Origin of the sequence: Marinobacter sp. M1C (assembly GCF_023314135.1) — a bacterium.
In the GTDB taxonomy this organism is placed as follows: Bacteria; Pseudomonadota; Gammaproteobacteria; order Pseudomonadales; family Oleiphilaceae; genus Marinobacter.
Genome location: NZ_CP092289.1, coordinates 4717969 through 4732762, shown reverse-complemented (window position 1 = coordinate 4732762; position 14794 = coordinate 4717969). Strand labels below are relative to the sequence as shown.

At 55.2% G+C, this 14794-nt stretch carries 13 protein-coding genes; all 13 read left to right on the top strand.

From position 1 onward, the window contains the following. Nucleotides 1-51 precede the first annotated feature (51 nt). On the top strand, nucleotides 52-1164 hold the full coding sequence (locus tag MIH19_RS22335) for an efflux RND transporter periplasmic adaptor subunit (protein WP_249006941.1): 1113 nt from the start codon (nucleotides 52-54) through the stop codon (nucleotides 1162-1164). Between the two features lie 3 nt (nucleotides 1165-1167). Beyond that, nucleotides 1168-4263 carry an efflux RND transporter permease subunit gene (locus tag MIH19_RS22330; protein ID WP_249006940.1) on the top strand — a complete coding sequence of 1032 codons (3096 nt, stop codon included), beginning with the start codon at nucleotides 1168-1170 and terminating at the stop codon, nucleotides 4261-4263. Beyond that, nucleotides 4250-5605: an MFS transporter gene (locus tag MIH19_RS22325; RefSeq protein WP_249006938.1), complete on the top strand. Its 1356-nt coding sequence runs from the start codon at nucleotides 4250-4252 to the stop codon at nucleotides 5603-5605. The genes MIH19_RS22330 and MIH19_RS22325 overlap by 14 nt, the downstream gene beginning before the upstream one ends. Nucleotides 5606-5918: 313 nt before the next feature. Then, the gene (gene mnmG / locus MIH19_RS22320) at nucleotides 5919-7805 is read left to right on the top strand and encodes a tRNA uridine-5-carboxymethylaminomethyl(34) synthesis enzyme MnmG (RefSeq protein ID WP_249006937.1); all 1887 of its coding nucleotides are present in this window, start codon (nucleotides 5919-5921) and stop codon (nucleotides 7803-7805) included. Then, nucleotides 7806-8453, top strand: a complete 648-nt coding sequence (gene rsmG, locus MIH19_RS22315) for a 16S rRNA (guanine(527)-N(7))-methyltransferase RsmG (RefSeq protein ID WP_249006936.1) — start codon at nucleotides 7806-7808, stop codon at nucleotides 8451-8453. A 58-nt stretch (nucleotides 8454-8511) separates the two neighbouring features. Continuing rightward, a complete protein-coding gene (locus MIH19_RS22310) occupies nucleotides 8512-9306 on the top strand; it encodes an AAA family ATPase (protein WP_249006935.1) in 795 nt (264 codons plus the stop codon). Nucleotides 9307-9364: 58 nt separating this feature from the next. Further along, nucleotides 9365-10240 (top strand): ParB/RepB/Spo0J family partition protein, encoded by an 876-nt coding sequence (locus MIH19_RS22305; protein WP_249009069.1) that lies wholly within the window; start codon nucleotides 9365-9367, stop codon nucleotides 10238-10240. Nucleotides 10241-10506: 266 nt separating this feature from the next. Further along, nucleotides 10507-10902 (top strand): F0F1 ATP synthase subunit I, encoded by a 396-nt coding sequence (locus MIH19_RS22300; protein WP_249006934.1) that lies wholly within the window; start codon nucleotides 10507-10509, stop codon nucleotides 10900-10902. 19 nt (nucleotides 10903-10921) lie between these two features. Then, entirely contained in the window at nucleotides 10922-11797 is an 876-nt protein-coding gene (gene atpB, locus MIH19_RS22295; protein WP_249006933.1) for a F0F1 ATP synthase subunit A, read from the top strand. Between the two features lie 73 nt (nucleotides 11798-11870). Next, nucleotides 11871-12128, top strand: coding sequence for a F0F1 ATP synthase subunit C (gene atpE / locus MIH19_RS22290; RefSeq protein ID WP_026224019.1), 258 nt, complete (start codon nucleotides 11871-11873; stop codon nucleotides 12126-12128). A 63-nt stretch (nucleotides 12129-12191) separates the two neighbouring features. Then, nucleotides 12192-12662, top strand: coding sequence for a F0F1 ATP synthase subunit B (locus MIH19_RS22285; RefSeq protein WP_249006932.1), 471 nt, complete (start codon nucleotides 12192-12194; stop codon nucleotides 12660-12662). Between the two features lie 15 nt (nucleotides 12663-12677). Next, nucleotides 12678-13214: a F0F1 ATP synthase subunit delta gene (locus MIH19_RS22280; protein WP_249006931.1), complete on the top strand. Its 537-nt coding sequence runs from the start codon at nucleotides 12678-12680 to the stop codon at nucleotides 13212-13214. Between the two features lie 28 nt (nucleotides 13215-13242). After that, a complete protein-coding gene (gene atpA, locus MIH19_RS22275; protein WP_249006930.1) occupies nucleotides 13243-14787 on the top strand; it encodes a F0F1 ATP synthase subunit alpha in 1545 nt (514 codons plus the stop codon). Nucleotides 14788-14794: the final 7 nt, after the last annotated feature.

Sequence of the window (14794 nt, the reverse complement as noted above, 5' to 3'; positions counted from 1 at the left end):
GTGCAGCGTGAATGGCTGTGAGCCAATTGAAAAGAAACAGGCTGATTAATTATGAAGCAATGGTTGATTGCGGTGGCGCTACTGGCGGCTGCTCTTGCAGCGGCTTGGCTGGTGCAGTATTACAACAGTAACACCGATGTGGGTACCGCTAGCACCCCCGAGCGGGCGCCCACATCGGTGGCTGTGGCCTTTCCGGAGCGCACCACGGTGAGCGACCGGGTAAAAGCGGTGGGTAATCTGCAGGCTGAAGATTCCATTGCTTTGACCACTGAACTCAGCGGCCGGGTGGTGCAGTTAAATCTTGAGCCCGGACAGCGAGTGGCCAAAGGTGACGTACTGTTACGCTTGGACGACCGCCAGGCTCAGGCCGACTTGCAGGTTATTGAGGCTCGCCTGGCTGACGCCAAACGCCAATACGATCGCGCCCGCCAATTAAGCACCAGTAACAGCATCGCTATTGCCCAGATGGACGAGCTGCGCACCGCCGCCGACGTGCTTCAGGCACAGCGCGTAGCGGCTAAAGTAAATTTGGAAAATCACCGCATCAGCGCCCCGTTTGCCGGTATTATTGGTCTCAGTGATATCAGCCTGGGCGCTTACGTTACCGCCGGCACCCGCCTTGCGACACTCGACAGTACCCGCCGTATGGAACTGAACTTCTCGGTGCCGGAACGCTACCTGGGCCAGCTTAAGGTTGGCCTGGCAGTGCAAGGCGAGTCTCCGGCCTACCCAGGGCAGGCGTTTGGCGGCGAGTTGGTGGCGCTGGATTCGCGGGTGAGTGAGCTCAACCGTTCGCTGGCGGTGCGCGCGCTGATCGACAACGCCGATGGTCGCCTGCGCCCGGGCCAGTTCATGTCGGCCAGCCTGACTCTGCAGCAGCGCCAGTCTTTGGTGATTCCTGAACAAGCGGTGATCGTGCGCGGTGATAACAGCTACGTGTTCGTGGCTGAAGATGGCATCGCCCGGCGTCTGACTGTGAGCCTGGGCGCACGTCTGCCGGGCCAGGTAGAAGTGACTGAGGGCCTGGAAGACGGCGCCGAGGTTGTCGTGACCGGTCAGGATCGTTTGAGCAGTGGTGAACGAGTGTCGCCGAATCCTGACGCACAGCTGCCCGCTAACCGCTTTATTTCCGGCGCAGGCGCAGACAACGGCGGGGAGTCTTAAGTCATGGTGCTGTCCGATGTATCTATCAAGCGACCTGTATTTGCCACGGTATTGAGTTTGTTGATTGTGGTGTTTGGTTTGACTGCGTTAATGGGGCTACCGGTGCGCGAATACCCGGATATCGACCCGCCGGTGGTGTCCATCAGCACCGATTACACCGGCGCCGCCGCCGAAGTGGTGGATACTCAGATCACCGAATTGATTGAAGGCGCCATCAGCGGTATCGAAGGCATACGCTCTATTGAATCGTCCACCGAACAGGGCGAATCCCGCACCAGTATTGAATTCAACACCAGCCGCGATATCGACATTGCCGCCAACGACGTGCGCGATGCGGTATCGCGCATCAGCAACCAGTTGCCGGAAGAAGCCGACGCACCGGTGGTAAGTAAAGCCGATTCCGACGCTCGCCCAATGATGTGGATCACCCTGCGCAGTGACGTGTGGGACAGCGCAGAATTGAGCGATTACGCCGACCGTGTTCTGGCAGACCGCTTTTCGGTGCTGGATGGTGTGGCGGATGTGCGTATTGGAGGCGAACGGCGCTACGCCATACGTGTATGGCTAGACCGGGAAAAGCTGGCCGCGCGGGACGTTACCGTCGCCGAGGTGGAACAAGCGTTAAGGGCCAATAACGTCGAATTGCCTGCCGGTTCGGTAGAGTCTTCTACCCGCAACTTTACTGTGCGCGCCGAGGGCCGGCTGACCACTGTTGATGAGTTTCGTAACCTTGTGGTGCGACGCTCCGGTAACGACCTGCTGCGCCTGGGCGAAGTGGCCAATGTGCAGATGGGCGTGGAAAATGATTCTGGCACCTTACGTGCCAACGGCCAAACCTCCATAGGCCTAGGCATTATCCGCCAATCCAAAGCCAATACAGTGGCGGTGTCTGACGCGGTATTGGCAGAGCTGGTGCAGATCCGCGAAACTCTGCCCCCAGAAGTGAATATCTCGGAAAGCTACGACGAATCGGTGTTTATTCGTGCGTCGATCAAAGAGGTTATAACCACCCTGGCCATTTCTGTGGCCTTGGTAATTCTTGTCATTTTTTTGTTTTTGCGTTCCTGGCGTGCCACCTTGATCCCGGCAGTGACCATTCCAGTCGCGGTAATTGGTGCTTTTATCGGCCTGGGTTTTCTTGGTTTTTCCATCAACGTGCTGACATTGCTGGCAGTGATACTGGCCATTGGCCTGGTGGTAGATGACGCCATTGTTATGCTGGAAAATATTCAGCGCCGCATTGATGACGGTGAAGCGCCGTTGCTGGCGGCCTATTACGGTGCGCGCCAGGTGGCGTTTGCGGTGATTGCCACCACCGTTACCTTGGTGGCGGTGTTCGTGCCCATTTCTTTTATGGGTGGCAACGTAGGCCGATTGTTCGCCGAATTCGGTTTTACTTTGGCCGCCGCGGTGGTGTTTTCCAGCTTGGTGGCGCTTACTCTGGCGCCCATGTTGTGCTCAAAATGGCTGCGCCCTAGCCCCAAGGCCGGGCAGACCAAGGGTTTTTGGGCGGTCATTGAAAAAAGTCTTGATGGTCTTGCCAGTGGCTATCGCAGGGGATTGGAATTTGCCCTGCGTCAGCCCGGTTTGTGGTTGGGATTAGGGCTGGCGGGGCTGGTGGCCGCCGGTGTTATTTATCCCCAGTTGCCGCAAGAGCTGGCGCCGACCGAAGACCGTGGCACCATTATCATGCCGGTCAGCGCTCCCCGCGGCGCCACCGTGGAATTCACCGACCACTACGTGCGTCAGGCTGAAGCTCAGCTGTTACCTTATATTGAAGACGGCGTCGCCAGCCGGATGCTGTCCATTGTGGGCTTTCGGGGTGAGGAAGACCGCGGGTTTATGATCATGGGCCTGGTACCCTGGAACGAGCGTGACATCAAACAGCAGGATGTGACCAATCAGATTCGCCAAAAAATGAGCCAGATCTCCGGCGCGCGGGTTATTCCCATCAACCCGCCAGGCCTGGGCCAGCGCGGTTTTAGCCAGCCGGTGGAATTTGTGGTGGCGGGGCCGGATTACGAATCGGTGCAGGCCTGGAGCGAAGAACTGATTGAACGGGCGAAACAGAACCCGAACCTTCTCAGCCTGGAAACCGACTTCGAACTGACCCGACCGGAATTGCGGGTAAACGTAGATCGCGAGCGCGCTGCCGACCTGGACATTACCGTGCAAGACGTGGGTTTAACCCTGCAAACCATGCTGGCTTCGCGCCAGGTGACCACTTACATTGACCGTGGCCGCGAATACGATGTGGTGGTGCAGGCCGCAGATGCTGACCGTGCCACGCCGGAAGACCTGGGCCAGATTTTCCTGCGCCCGCGGGAAGGCGGGCAGATGGTGCCTTTGCAGGCGTTGGTGAGCTGGGAAGAAATCGGCGCCAATCCGGATTTGCGCCGCATCGACCGGTTGCCAGCGGTGGTGATCAGCGGCTCCCTGGCTGACGGTTATGATCTGGCTTCCGCGCTGGATTACCTGAACACCCTGGCGATGGACATCCTGCCGCCGGAAGCGCGGGTAAGCTATCGCGGGCTGTCGCGGGAGTTCCAGGAATCTTCATCGGCCATTTTTATCACCTTTGGTTTGGCCTTTTTGATTGTATTTTTGGTGTTGGCTGCGCAGTTTGAAAGCTGGATTCATCCGCTAATTATCATGTTGTCGGTGCCCTTGTCGATTACCGGTGCACTTATGGCCCTGTGGTGGACCGGTATCAGCCTGAATATTTACAGTCAGATTGGCATTATTATGTTGCTGGGGTTGATGGCGAAAAACGGCATTTTGATTGTTGAATTTGCCAATCAACTGCGGGATCAGGGCTATTCGGTACGCGACGCCATTGTGGAAGGCTCAGTGTTGCGTTTCCGCCCGGTGCTGATGACCACCATCTCTACGGTGTTTGGTGCTATTCCTCTGGTACTGGCCACCGGTGCCGGCGCCGAAAGCCGTGCCGCCATTGGCGTGGTCATACTGGGGGGACTTGTGTTTGCCACTAGCATGACGCTGTTTATTGTGCCGGTGCTATACAATCTGCTGGCGCGCTTTGCCAGCTCTGCCAACGCTGTTGAACGAAAGTTGGAAGCGCTCAGTGAGCAGTCCTGATATCAATACTAATATCAGTTCGAGTAGCAGCTCGAGTCAGTTTCAGCTATTGCGCCAGCGGCGATTTTTGCCGTTTTACCTGACCCAGTTCAGCGGCGCTTTTAACGACAACCTTTACAAGAACGCGCTCTTGCTGTTGATCACCTTCACCACCGCAGGCTGGGCTGGCCTGCCGGTGGACCTGGTGGTTAATTTGGCTGCATTTTTGTTCATTGTGCCCTATTTTCTGTTTTCCGGGCTGGCTGGCCAGTTGGCTGACCGTCACGAAAAAGCCCGTATTATTCGCTGGGTGAAAGCCGCAGAAATCGTCATCATGACCTTGGCGGCGTTAGCGTTGTGGCAAGGATGGTACGGCGTATTGCTGTGTCTGCTGTTCTTGATGGGCACCCAGTCCGCTTTTTTTGGCCCGGTCAAATATTCCATTTTGCCCCAGGTGCTGGAGCCCAGCGAGCTGGTGGGTGGTAATGGTCTGGTGAGTGGCGGCACATTCGTGGCCATACTGCTGGGCACCATTGCCGCCGGCGTACTGGCCAGTTTGCCCCTGGCAACTCCGCTGATAGCCTTTGCCGTGGTCATCATGGCGCTATTGGGCTACTTGAGCGCGCGCCAAATACCCGCGACAGCCGCGCCGGAACTATCAAAATCAATGAGCCCCATGCGCTGGCAGCCCCTGCGGGAAAGTTGGCGTCTGATGGCGGTGGCCGCCGAACAGCGCTCGGTGTTGCTGGCGATATTGGCCATCTCCTGGTTCTGGTTTTTGGGCGCAGCCTATCTAACCCAGTTTCCCAATTTTGCCCGGCTGCATCTGCAGGGCGATGAAACCGTTGTTACCTTGTTGCTGTCACTGTTTATTGTCGGAATTGCCAGTGGTTCGGTGTTGTGTGAGCGGCTAACCCACCACAGTGTCAGCCTGACGCCCGTGCCCTGGGGCGCCCTGGGTTTAACCTTACCGGGTATCGATCTGTTTTTCGCACTGCCGGCCAGCGCCGTGCCAACCACCTGGTGGTTGTTACTGAGCCAACCTGAATACTGGAGGCTGCTGGTCGATCTGGTGTTGATTGGCGCCGCTGGTGGGCTCTTTATTGTGCCCTTGTACGCTTATATTCAGAGTGCCACCGAGGCCCATAAACGCGCCCGCATTATCGCCGCGCTGAACGTCATCAATTCGTTGTTTATGGTGGTCAGTGCACTGGCGGGTATGCTGCTGCTGGGAATTGCCGGTTTGAGTATTCCATTGTTTCTGTTGATCTTGTCTGTGGTGAATCTGCTGGTGCTGCCGCTGGTGTTACGGATTCGCCGCTACAGAGGGCAGGAATCAGCCGTCAACCATGTGGATAAATAAGTGAACAAGCTTCAGGCAGCAATTGAATTTGTTTTTTTAAAGGTAGAAAAAACAAGTTGTTATGCTGTTAATAAGGGCAGTAAACATATGCGTTGATCTGTGGATAACTTTATAGTGACGGACTTGAACTAGGTCTGACAAGCGGTTGAAATCTAGCCAGTTTCACGGCCATTTCTGAGGCCGCTGAGGAATTTTGTTAAGGCGTACCGTAACTGGTTAAAATTTGCACATCCCGACTGCAATTTAACAGCCGAGGCGTTATACTCGCGGCCTCGTTTTTACTCGATTCTGTTCCCGTTGTTTGAGGTGATTTGTGGATTTTCCGACCCGTTTCGATGTAATTGTTATTGGTGGTGGCCATGCGGGCACCGAAGCCGCGTTGGCAGCGGCGCGCATGGGCTCACACACCCTGTTGCTGACCCACAACATTGAGACCCTGGGGCAGATGTCCTGCAACCCGGCCATTGGCGGTATCGGTAAAAGCCATCTGGTAAAAGAAATTGACGCGTTAGGCGGAGCCATGGCCCGTGCCACCGACAGGGCCGGCATCCAGTTTCGCGTGTTGAATGGCCGCAAGGGCCCCGCCGTGCGCGCTACCCGCGCCCAGACCGACCGCATTCTGTACAAAGCGGCCATCCGTGAAATACTGGAAAACCAGCCTAATTTGACTCTGTTCCAGCAGTCCGCCGATGACCTGATTGTGGAGAACGAGCGGGTAACCGGCGTAGTCACCCAGACCGGCATCCGTTTCCTGGGAAAAACAGTGGTTCTAACCACCGGTACTTTTTTGGGCGGCATCATACACATTGGTATGAAAAATCACGCCGGTGGCCGTGCTGGCGATGCTCCGGCCAATGCGTTGGCTCAGCGCCTGCGGGAGTTACCGTTTAACGTTGGCCGGCTGAAAACTGGCACGCCGCCGCGCATTGACGCCCGCAGCGTAGATTTTTCAGTGATGCAGCAACAGTGGGGCGATGACCCAGCGCCGGTTATGTCGTTTATGGGTTCCCGCGCTGAACACCCACGGCAAGTTTGCTGTTATATCACCCGTACCACCGAAGAAACCCACGACATCATCCGCAGCGGCTTTGACCGCTCGCCGATGTTCACCGGCAAAATTGGCGGTGTTGGCCCACGCTACTGCCCGTCTTTAGAAGATAAGGTAAGCCGGTTTGCCGATAAGAGCTCGCACCAGATTTTCGTCGAGCCTGAAGGCCTGACCACGCACGAGCTTTATCCCAACGGCATTTCCACCAGCTTGCCGTTTGATATCCAGATTAGGGCAGTGCAGTCAATTCCGGGTTTTGAAAAGGCCCACATCATGCGCCCGGGCTACGCCATTGAATACGATTATCTGAACCCGCAGGATTTACGCCACACCCTGGAAACCAAGTTCATTCAGGGTTTGTATTTCGCCGGCCAGATTAACGGTACTACCGGTTACGAAGAAGCGGCAGCGCAAGGCTTGCTTGCGGGCATTAACGCAGCACGTCAGGCGCAGGAAAAAGACGCCTGGTATCCGCGCCGTGATGAGGCCTATATTGGTGTACTGGTGGATGACTTGATCACCATGGGTACCTCCGAACCTTACCGCATGTTCACCAGCCGCGCCGAATACCGACTTATTTTGCGCGAAGACAACGCTGACCTGCGCCTGACCGACAGCGGCCGTGAACTGGGTCTGGTAGACGACGAACGCTGGAGTAAATTCAACACCAAGCGCGATGCCATAGGCACCGAACGCAGTCGCCTGGAAGGCACGCGTGTGCACCCGAACACCGCCGCGGGTGAGCGCGCCAATCAGTATTTGAAGCAGCCCCTGGGCCGCGACCACACGTTGGCCGAGCTGCTGCGGCGCCCGGAAATCGTGTACGCTCACATTGCCGATATCGCGGAATATCGGGCCGATGACGCCATAGTGGCTGACCAGGTTGAAATCGAAATTAAGTACGAAGGCTATATTTCGCGCCAAGCCGATGAGATCGAGCGCCTGCGCAAAAATGAGAACACCGCGCTGCCAGTCGATCTGGATTATGGCATAATTGGCGGGTTATCCAACGAAATCAAGCAGAAGCTAGGAGCCGTGCGACCCGAAACCGTCGCCCAGGCATCCCGAGTTCAAGGCGTTACACCAGCCGCCATAAGCCAGATTCTGGTGCATATGAAAAAGCGCGACTTGTTGCGCAAGCAGAGCGCGTAAATGGCACAGAATTCAGTATGGCAGCGTCAGCTTGACGAAGGCCTGGCGCAAATGGAGCTCAAGCTCGACGTCAGCCAACAGCGACAGCTGCTGGCATTTTTGGCGTTGCTGGCTAAATGGAACAAAGCATTCAACCTGACCGCTGTGCGTGATGAACGCGAGATGGTGTCGCGGCAACTGCTGGACAGCCTCAGCATTTTGCCGTTTGTGACCACCCACCACTTGCTGGACGTTGGAGCTGGTGGCGGTTTGCCGGGAATTCCGCTGGCCATTGCCTTGCCAGACACGCGCTTTACTCTGCTAGACAGTAACGGTAAGAAAACCCGCTTCCTTAAGCAGTGTGTGCTGGAGTTGGGATTGCGCAATCTGGACGTTATTCACAGTCGCGCCGAGGCGTACCAGCCCCGTGAGCTGTTTACCCAGGTCAGCAGCCGTGCATTTGCCGCACTGGACAACCAAGTGAACTGGTGCGACCACCTGCTGGCAGGTAACGGTGAGTTTATTGCCATGAAAGGCCAGTATCCCGATGATGAAGTGGCTGCCCTTGGCCGTGGTTGGCAGGTAAACTCGTTTTATAGGCTGGCAGTGCCCGGCGTAGAGGGTGAACGTAACGTGCTGATTATTGGCCGCAACGGACACCCACACTGAGGAATTCAGCAGCGCTGATCCTCTGACCAACAATCAATTCCGACATGGGAGGCAAGCGATGGCGCGCGTGATTGCGGTGACCAATCAGAAAGGCGGTGTGGGTAAAACCACCACCTGCGTCAACCTTGCCGCATCTCTGGCCGCGACCAAGCGCCGGGTGCTGTTGGTAGACATGGACCCCCAGGGCAATGCCACCATGGGCAGCGGCATTGATAAAAACGCCCTGCAACTCTCTGGTTATGATTTGCTCACCAAGCGTGCCAGCGCCAGTGAGATCATCATTTATAACGAGATGGGCGGTTACGACATCATGCCGGGTAACGGTGATTTGACCGCAGCTGAAGTGGAGCTGATGACGGAAATCGGCCGCGAGCATCGCCTGCGCCAAGCCCTGAACCCGCTTCGCGACAACTACGATTACGTGTTGATTGATTGCCCTCCATCGCTGAACCTGTTGACGGTGAACGCGCTGTCGTTCGCCGATTCCATTCTGATTCCGATGCAATGTGAGTATTACGCGTTGGAAGGCCTGGCAGCGCTAATGAACACGGTGCAGCAGATTCAGGAAACGGTAAATCCTAATCTGCAGGTTGAGGGCATTCTGCGCACTATGTACGACCCCCGCAGCAGTTTGACGCGGGATGTGTCTGGCCAGCTCACCGAATTTTTTGGCGATAAAGTGTACCGCGTCGTCATTCCCCGCAACGTGCGCCTGGCGGAAGCGCCCAGCCATGGCATGCCTGCCTTGAAGTACGACAAAGCCTCGAAAGGCGCTATTGCCTACCTGGCTTTGGCGGGTGAAATGGTTCGCCGGCACGGAGCAAAGAAAGCATCTGACGCGGTTGCGGTGTAAGATGCCGCCAACGCAAAACGCAATTTGATGGACATTAACGGAAACAGTGGCTGACACCATGGCGGCGAAAAAACGAGGACTTGGGGAGCGCGGACTAGGAGCCCTACTAGCGAATTCCCGCGTAAATCTGGAGCAGACACCGGCCAGCCAAGACGGCGAGTTGCGGGATATTGCTCTGGATTTGATTCAGCGTGGCCGCTATCAGCCGCGCCGCGATATGGACCCGGCAGCCCTGCAAGAGCTGGCCGACTCCATTCGCCAGCAAGGCGTGATGCAGCCAGTTGTGGTACGCCCTCTGGCCGCCGAACACTTTGAACTGATCGCGGGTGAGCGCCGTTGGCGCGCCGCCCAGATGGCAGGCCTGGAGTCGATACCGGCTATTATCCGGGACGTATCAGACGAAGCGGCCATCGCTATGGCCCTGATCGAGAACATTCAGCGCGAAAACCTGAACCCCATCGAAGAAGCGTTTGCCCTGCAACGTTTACAGGACGAATTCGGGCTGACTCAGGCTCAAGTGGCCGAAGCAGTCGGCAAGTCACGGACCACCATTACTAACTTACTGCGCCTGATTGGCTTGACCGAAGATGTGCGGCTGATGCTGGAACATGGCGATCTTGAAATGGGCCATGGCCGCGCCATGCTGACTCTGGCGCCAGAGCAGCAAATGCAGGTTGCCCGGCAGGTGGTGGCACGTTCATTGTCGGTGCGCCAAACCGAAGCTATGGTGCGTCAGCTGCAGCAGGAGAAACCCGATAGCGGCACAATGGCCAAGCCCAGGGTAGACCCAAATATCCGGGCTTTGCAGGACGATCTGGCCGAGCGTCTGGGCGCACGGGTGGCTATTAATCACGGTCAGCGTGGCAAGGGCAAGTTGGTGATTGAGTACAGTTCACTTGATGAGCTTGATGGCATTTTGGGTCACATCCGTTAAATTGCCAGGTCTTTTGAACTTTCGAGCCCCCTCCCAAAGTATGAGGCTGCTGTTATACACAATATATAGTGGCGAAAACTAAGCTAACGCCTATTTGTGTCGGATAAGAGCCAGACCTGGTTATTCTGCCGTTTCTCACGGCCTGTCGCGGTTCGGGTTTTGTTGATTCATGCACATTGAACATATACAATTCGCGGCGCTAATGTCAGTGTGTCTGTTCATTTTTCATGCGGCATCGGTTAAAAACACCAAGTCCTAGGACAAACATGGCCAAACCAACTTTGGGTGGCATTCAACGCCCGCCCATCGAACGATGGTTGGCAATAGAAAGTGTGGTACTTGTCCTGGTCAGCCTGGCATTTTTGTTGCGTGGTCAGGTTTCCGGTTATTCAGCGCTTCTGGGCGGTCTCATTTTTCTGCTGCCCCACGGTTATTTTGCGTTTAAGGCGTTCCGCTACTCCGGCGCGCGGTCTGCCAAAAAGATCATAAGCTCTTTTTATCAGGGTGAGTCCGGAAAGCTCATTCTGTGCGCCATCTCGTTTACGGTGGTATTTAAATGGATTCAGCCGCTTGACGTAGCGGCACTTTTTTTAACATTTGCGATCATGCTGGTCGCCAACTGGTTCACGCCGTTTTTGGTAAACAGCACGCAGCGACGCTAACAGGACCTGAGAGAACGATATGGCAGGCAAAACCGCATCCGAGTATATCCAGCATCACCTCCAGAACCTGACCTATGGGCAGCTGCCGGTAGATTACGAACGTTTTGACGGTACTGTGCTTTCTGAAACATCCTGGACCATTGCACAAACGTCCAAAGAAGCTGCCGATATGGGCTTCTGGGCAATTCACGTAGATACCATGGCCTGGGCCATCGGTCTTGGCGCATTGTTTCTTTTTGTATTCCGTCTTGCCGCCAAGCGGGCAACCTCCGGGGTTCCCGGCGGCCTCCAGAACTTCGTCGAAGTGATGGTCGAGTTTGTTGATACCAGCGTTAAAGAAACGTTTCACGGAAAAAATGCCGTTATTGCACCGTTGGCACTGACTATTTTCTGTTGGGTTTTCTTGATGAACCTGATGGATCTGATACCGGTTGATTTCATTCCGCATCTGTTTACTCTCGCAGGTTTCCCGTTCATGAAGATCGTTCCGACTACGGACATCAACGTGAGCCTGGGCATGGCGCTGTCAGTATTCGTGCTGATTATCTATTACAGCATCAAGATCAAAGGTGTGAGCGGCTTCGTGGGCGAACTTACGCTGCACCCGTTCTCATCTGACAATTTTTTCCTGAAGCTTGTGCTAATTCCGATCAACCTGCTTCTGGAAGGTGTCAGCCTGCTGGCCAAGCCAGTTTCACTGGCGCTGCGTCTGTTTGGTAATCTCTACGCAGGCGAGCTGATCTTTATTCTGATTGCTCTGCTGCCTTTCTGGGCGCAGTGGGCATTGTCTGTACCCTGGGCGATCTTCCACATACTGATCATAACGTTGCAGGCCTTCATCTTTATGATGCTGACCATTGTGTACCTCAGTATGGCGCACGAAGACAGTCATTGATTTTGTATTGAAAACGTAGTTCTAAACCCCTAACCCTTAAACTGAAAAACTAAACTGAAAACTGGGAGTTATCATGGAAACTGTAGTTGGAATGACCGCGATTGCTGTTGCATTGCTGATCGGCCTGGGCGCACTGGGCACCGCTATCGGCTTTGGTATTCTGGGTGGCAAGTTCCTGGAAGGCGCCGCGCGCCAACCAGAAATGACCCCGATGTTGCAGGTCAAAATGTTTATCGTTGCAGGTCTGCTGGATGCTGTAACCATGATCGGTGTTGGTATTGCACTGTTCTTCACCTTCGCCAACCCGTTTGTTGGCCAGCTTGCCGGTTAATCGAATCGCCACCGGAATGTTCCGGAAAGGTGTTTTCTTACATAACAGGCGAGAGGTGAAGACGTGAACATTAATTTGACGATTCTTGGTCAAGCCATCGCGTTCTTTATCTTTGTTGTTTTCTGCATGAAGATGGTCTGGCCTCCGGTCATTGCCGCTTTGCAGGAACGACAAAAGAAGATCGCTGACGGACTTGCTGCTTCAGATCGTGCGGAACGTGACCTTGAACTGGCGCAGGAAAAGTCAGCTCAGGAACTGCGTGAAGCCAAGCAGCAGGCCGCCGGCCTTATTGAGCAGGCTAACAAGCGCGCTGCCCAAATTGTGGAAGCATCCAAGGATGACGCCCGCAAAGAAGGCGAGAAGCTGATTGAGCAGGCCAAGGCCGAAATTGTACAAGAACTGAATCAGGCTCGTGAGGCGCTGCGTGCAGAAATTGGCGTCATAGCCATTGCGGGTGCCGAGAAGATTCTTGAAACCTCTGTCGATGCCTCCAAGCACAACGAAATGTTGGAAAAACTGGCGGCAGAACTTTAAACGACGAGGTTCATCATGGCAGAACTGAGAACGCTGGCCCGTCCTTACGCAAAGGCAGCATTTTCTGTAGCCCGGGAGCACGACCAGCTTGCTGAGTGGCACCGGGTACTGACGATCGCCGGACAGGTTACTGCGATTAAAGACATTCGACAGCTTCTCGCGAATCCGGGTCTGGAAGAGCAGAAGAAGGCAAACATGATTCTAGAGGTTGCTGAAGCCGGCGACTCGGAACAGGTACGCAACTTCTTTGCCGTGCTGGCTGAAAACGGCCGGCTCGTTCTTCTTACCGAGATTGCGGCGCTCTTCGACACGTACTGGGCTAATCTGAAGCGCACGGTTGATATCGAAGTGACCGCAGCCTTTGAACTGACGGACGAACAGCAAAACAAGCTCGCCCAGGCACTCTCGAAAAAGCTCGAGCGGCAAGTATCACTCGTAGCGTCATTAGACAAATCACTGATTGGGGGTGTGATTATCCGCACTGGCGATATGGTGATTGACGCATCTGTACGCGGAAAGCTGACTAAGCTGGCCGACGCTCTGGGCTCCTGATTTCAGCACAAGGTTTGAGGATATTGGCATGCAGCAACTGAATCCATCCGAGATCAGTGACATCATCAAGAAGAGAATCGAAAAACTTGATATCTCTTCTGAAGCAAAAAATGAAGGCACCATTCTGTCTGTAGCAGACGGGATTGTGCTTATCCACGGTCTGGCCGACGTTATGTCGGGCGAAATGATCGAATTCGCCAACGGCGAATTCGGCATCGCTCTGAACCTGGAGCGCGACTCTGTTGGCGCCGTAGTTCTGGGTGATTACGAAGATCTGGCTGAAGGCCAGAAAGTTCGTTGCACTGGACGTATCCTGGAAGTTCCGGTTGGCCCGGAATTGATGGGCCGCGTTGTAGACGGTCTGGGCAATCCTATTGATGGCAAGGGCGAGCTGGGTACCACCCTGACTGATGCGGTTGAAAAGGTAGCACCGGGTGTTATCGAACGTCAGTCGGTTGACCAGCCTATTCAAACCGGTATGAAAGCGATCGATACCATGGTTCCGGTTGGCCGTGGCCAGCGCGAGCTGATCATCGGTGACCGCCAAATTGGTAAGACCGCTGTTGCCATCGACGCGATCATCAACCAGAAGAATTCCGGCATCAAGTGTATCTACGTTGCCATCGGTCAGAAGCAGTCGTCGATCGCCGCGATTGTGCGCAAGCTGGAAGAGCACGGCGCGATGGATCACACCATCGTGGTCGCCGCAGGCGCGGCAGATCCGGCAGCCATGCAGTTTTTGGCACCGTATTCCGGCACCACCATGGGCGAATACTTTCGTGACCGTGGCGAAGACGCTCTGATTGTGTACGACGACCTGTCAAAGCAGGCTGTTGCTTACCGCCAGATCTCTCTGCTGTTGCGTCGTCCGCCAGGTCGTGAAGCCTATCCGGGTGACGTGTTCTATTTGCACTCCCGTCTGCTGGAGCGTGCCTCCCGTGTGAATGCGGACTACGTTGAAAAGTTCACCAACGGTGAAGTGAAAGGTAAAACCGGTTCTTTGACCGCGCTGCCGATCATCGAAACCCAGGCAGGTGACGTGTCGGCTTTCGTACCGACCAACGTAATCTCTATCACGGATGGCCAGATCTTCCTCGAGACCAACCTGTTTAACTCCGGTATCCGTCCGGCGATGAACGCGGGTATTTCGGTATCGCGGGTAGGTGGTGCAGCTCAAACCAAGATTATGAAGAAACTGGGCGGTAACATTCGTCTGGCTCTGGCTCAGTACCGTGAACTGGCGGCTTTTGCCCAGTTCGCCTCGGATCTGGACGAAGCCACCCGTAATCAGCTTGAGCACGGCCAGCGCGTTACCGAGTTGATGAAGCAGAACCAGTACAGCCCGATGTCTGTGGCTGAAATGGGGACCGTTCTGTATGCCGCTAACGAAGGCTTCCTTGATGACATAGATGTCACCAAAGTAGTTGAGTTCGAAGCACAATTGCTGGATTGGATGCGTGCCGAGCAAAAAGATCTGCTTGAGAAAATCGGTGCTGCCGGCAACTACAACGATGACGTTGCCGCTGGCCTGAAAGCTGCGCTGGAGAAATTCAAGACCACTCAAACCTGGTAACAGCGCC

Bases quoted from the DNA above. Each gene is read 5' to 3' on its own strand.
- MIH19_RS22335 (WP_249006941.1), top strand. From the start codon at position 52: ATGAAGCAATGGTTGATTGCGGTGGCGCTACTGGCGGCTGCTCTTGCA.
- MIH19_RS22330 (WP_249006940.1), top strand. From the start codon at position 1,168: ATGGTGCTGTCCGATGTATCTATCAAGCGACCTGTATTTGCCACGGTA.
- rsmG (WP_249006936.1), top strand. From the start codon at position 7,806: ATGGCACAGAATTCAGTATGGCAGCGTCAGCTTGACGAAGGCCTGGCG.
- MIH19_RS22310 (WP_249006935.1), top strand. From the start codon at position 8,512: ATGGCGCGCGTGATTGCGGTGACCAATCAGAAAGGCGGTGTGGGTAAA.
- MIH19_RS22305 (WP_249009069.1), top strand. From the start codon at position 9,365: ATGGCGGCGAAAAAACGAGGACTTGGGGAGCGCGGACTAGGAGCCCTA.
- MIH19_RS22300 (WP_249006934.1), top strand. From the start codon at position 10,507: ATGGCCAAACCAACTTTGGGTGGCATTCAACGCCCGCCCATCGAACGA.
- atpB (WP_249006933.1), top strand. From the start codon at position 10,922: ATGGCAGGCAAAACCGCATCCGAGTATATCCAGCATCACCTCCAGAAC.
- atpE (WP_026224019.1), top strand. From the start codon at position 11,871: ATGGAAACTGTAGTTGGAATGACCGCGATTGCTGTTGCATTGCTGATC.
- MIH19_RS22280 (WP_249006931.1), top strand. From the start codon at position 12,678: ATGGCAGAACTGAGAACGCTGGCCCGTCCTTACGCAAAGGCAGCATTT.
- atpA (WP_249006930.1), top strand. From the start codon at position 13,243: ATGCAGCAACTGAATCCATCCGAGATCAGTGACATCATCAAGAAGAGA.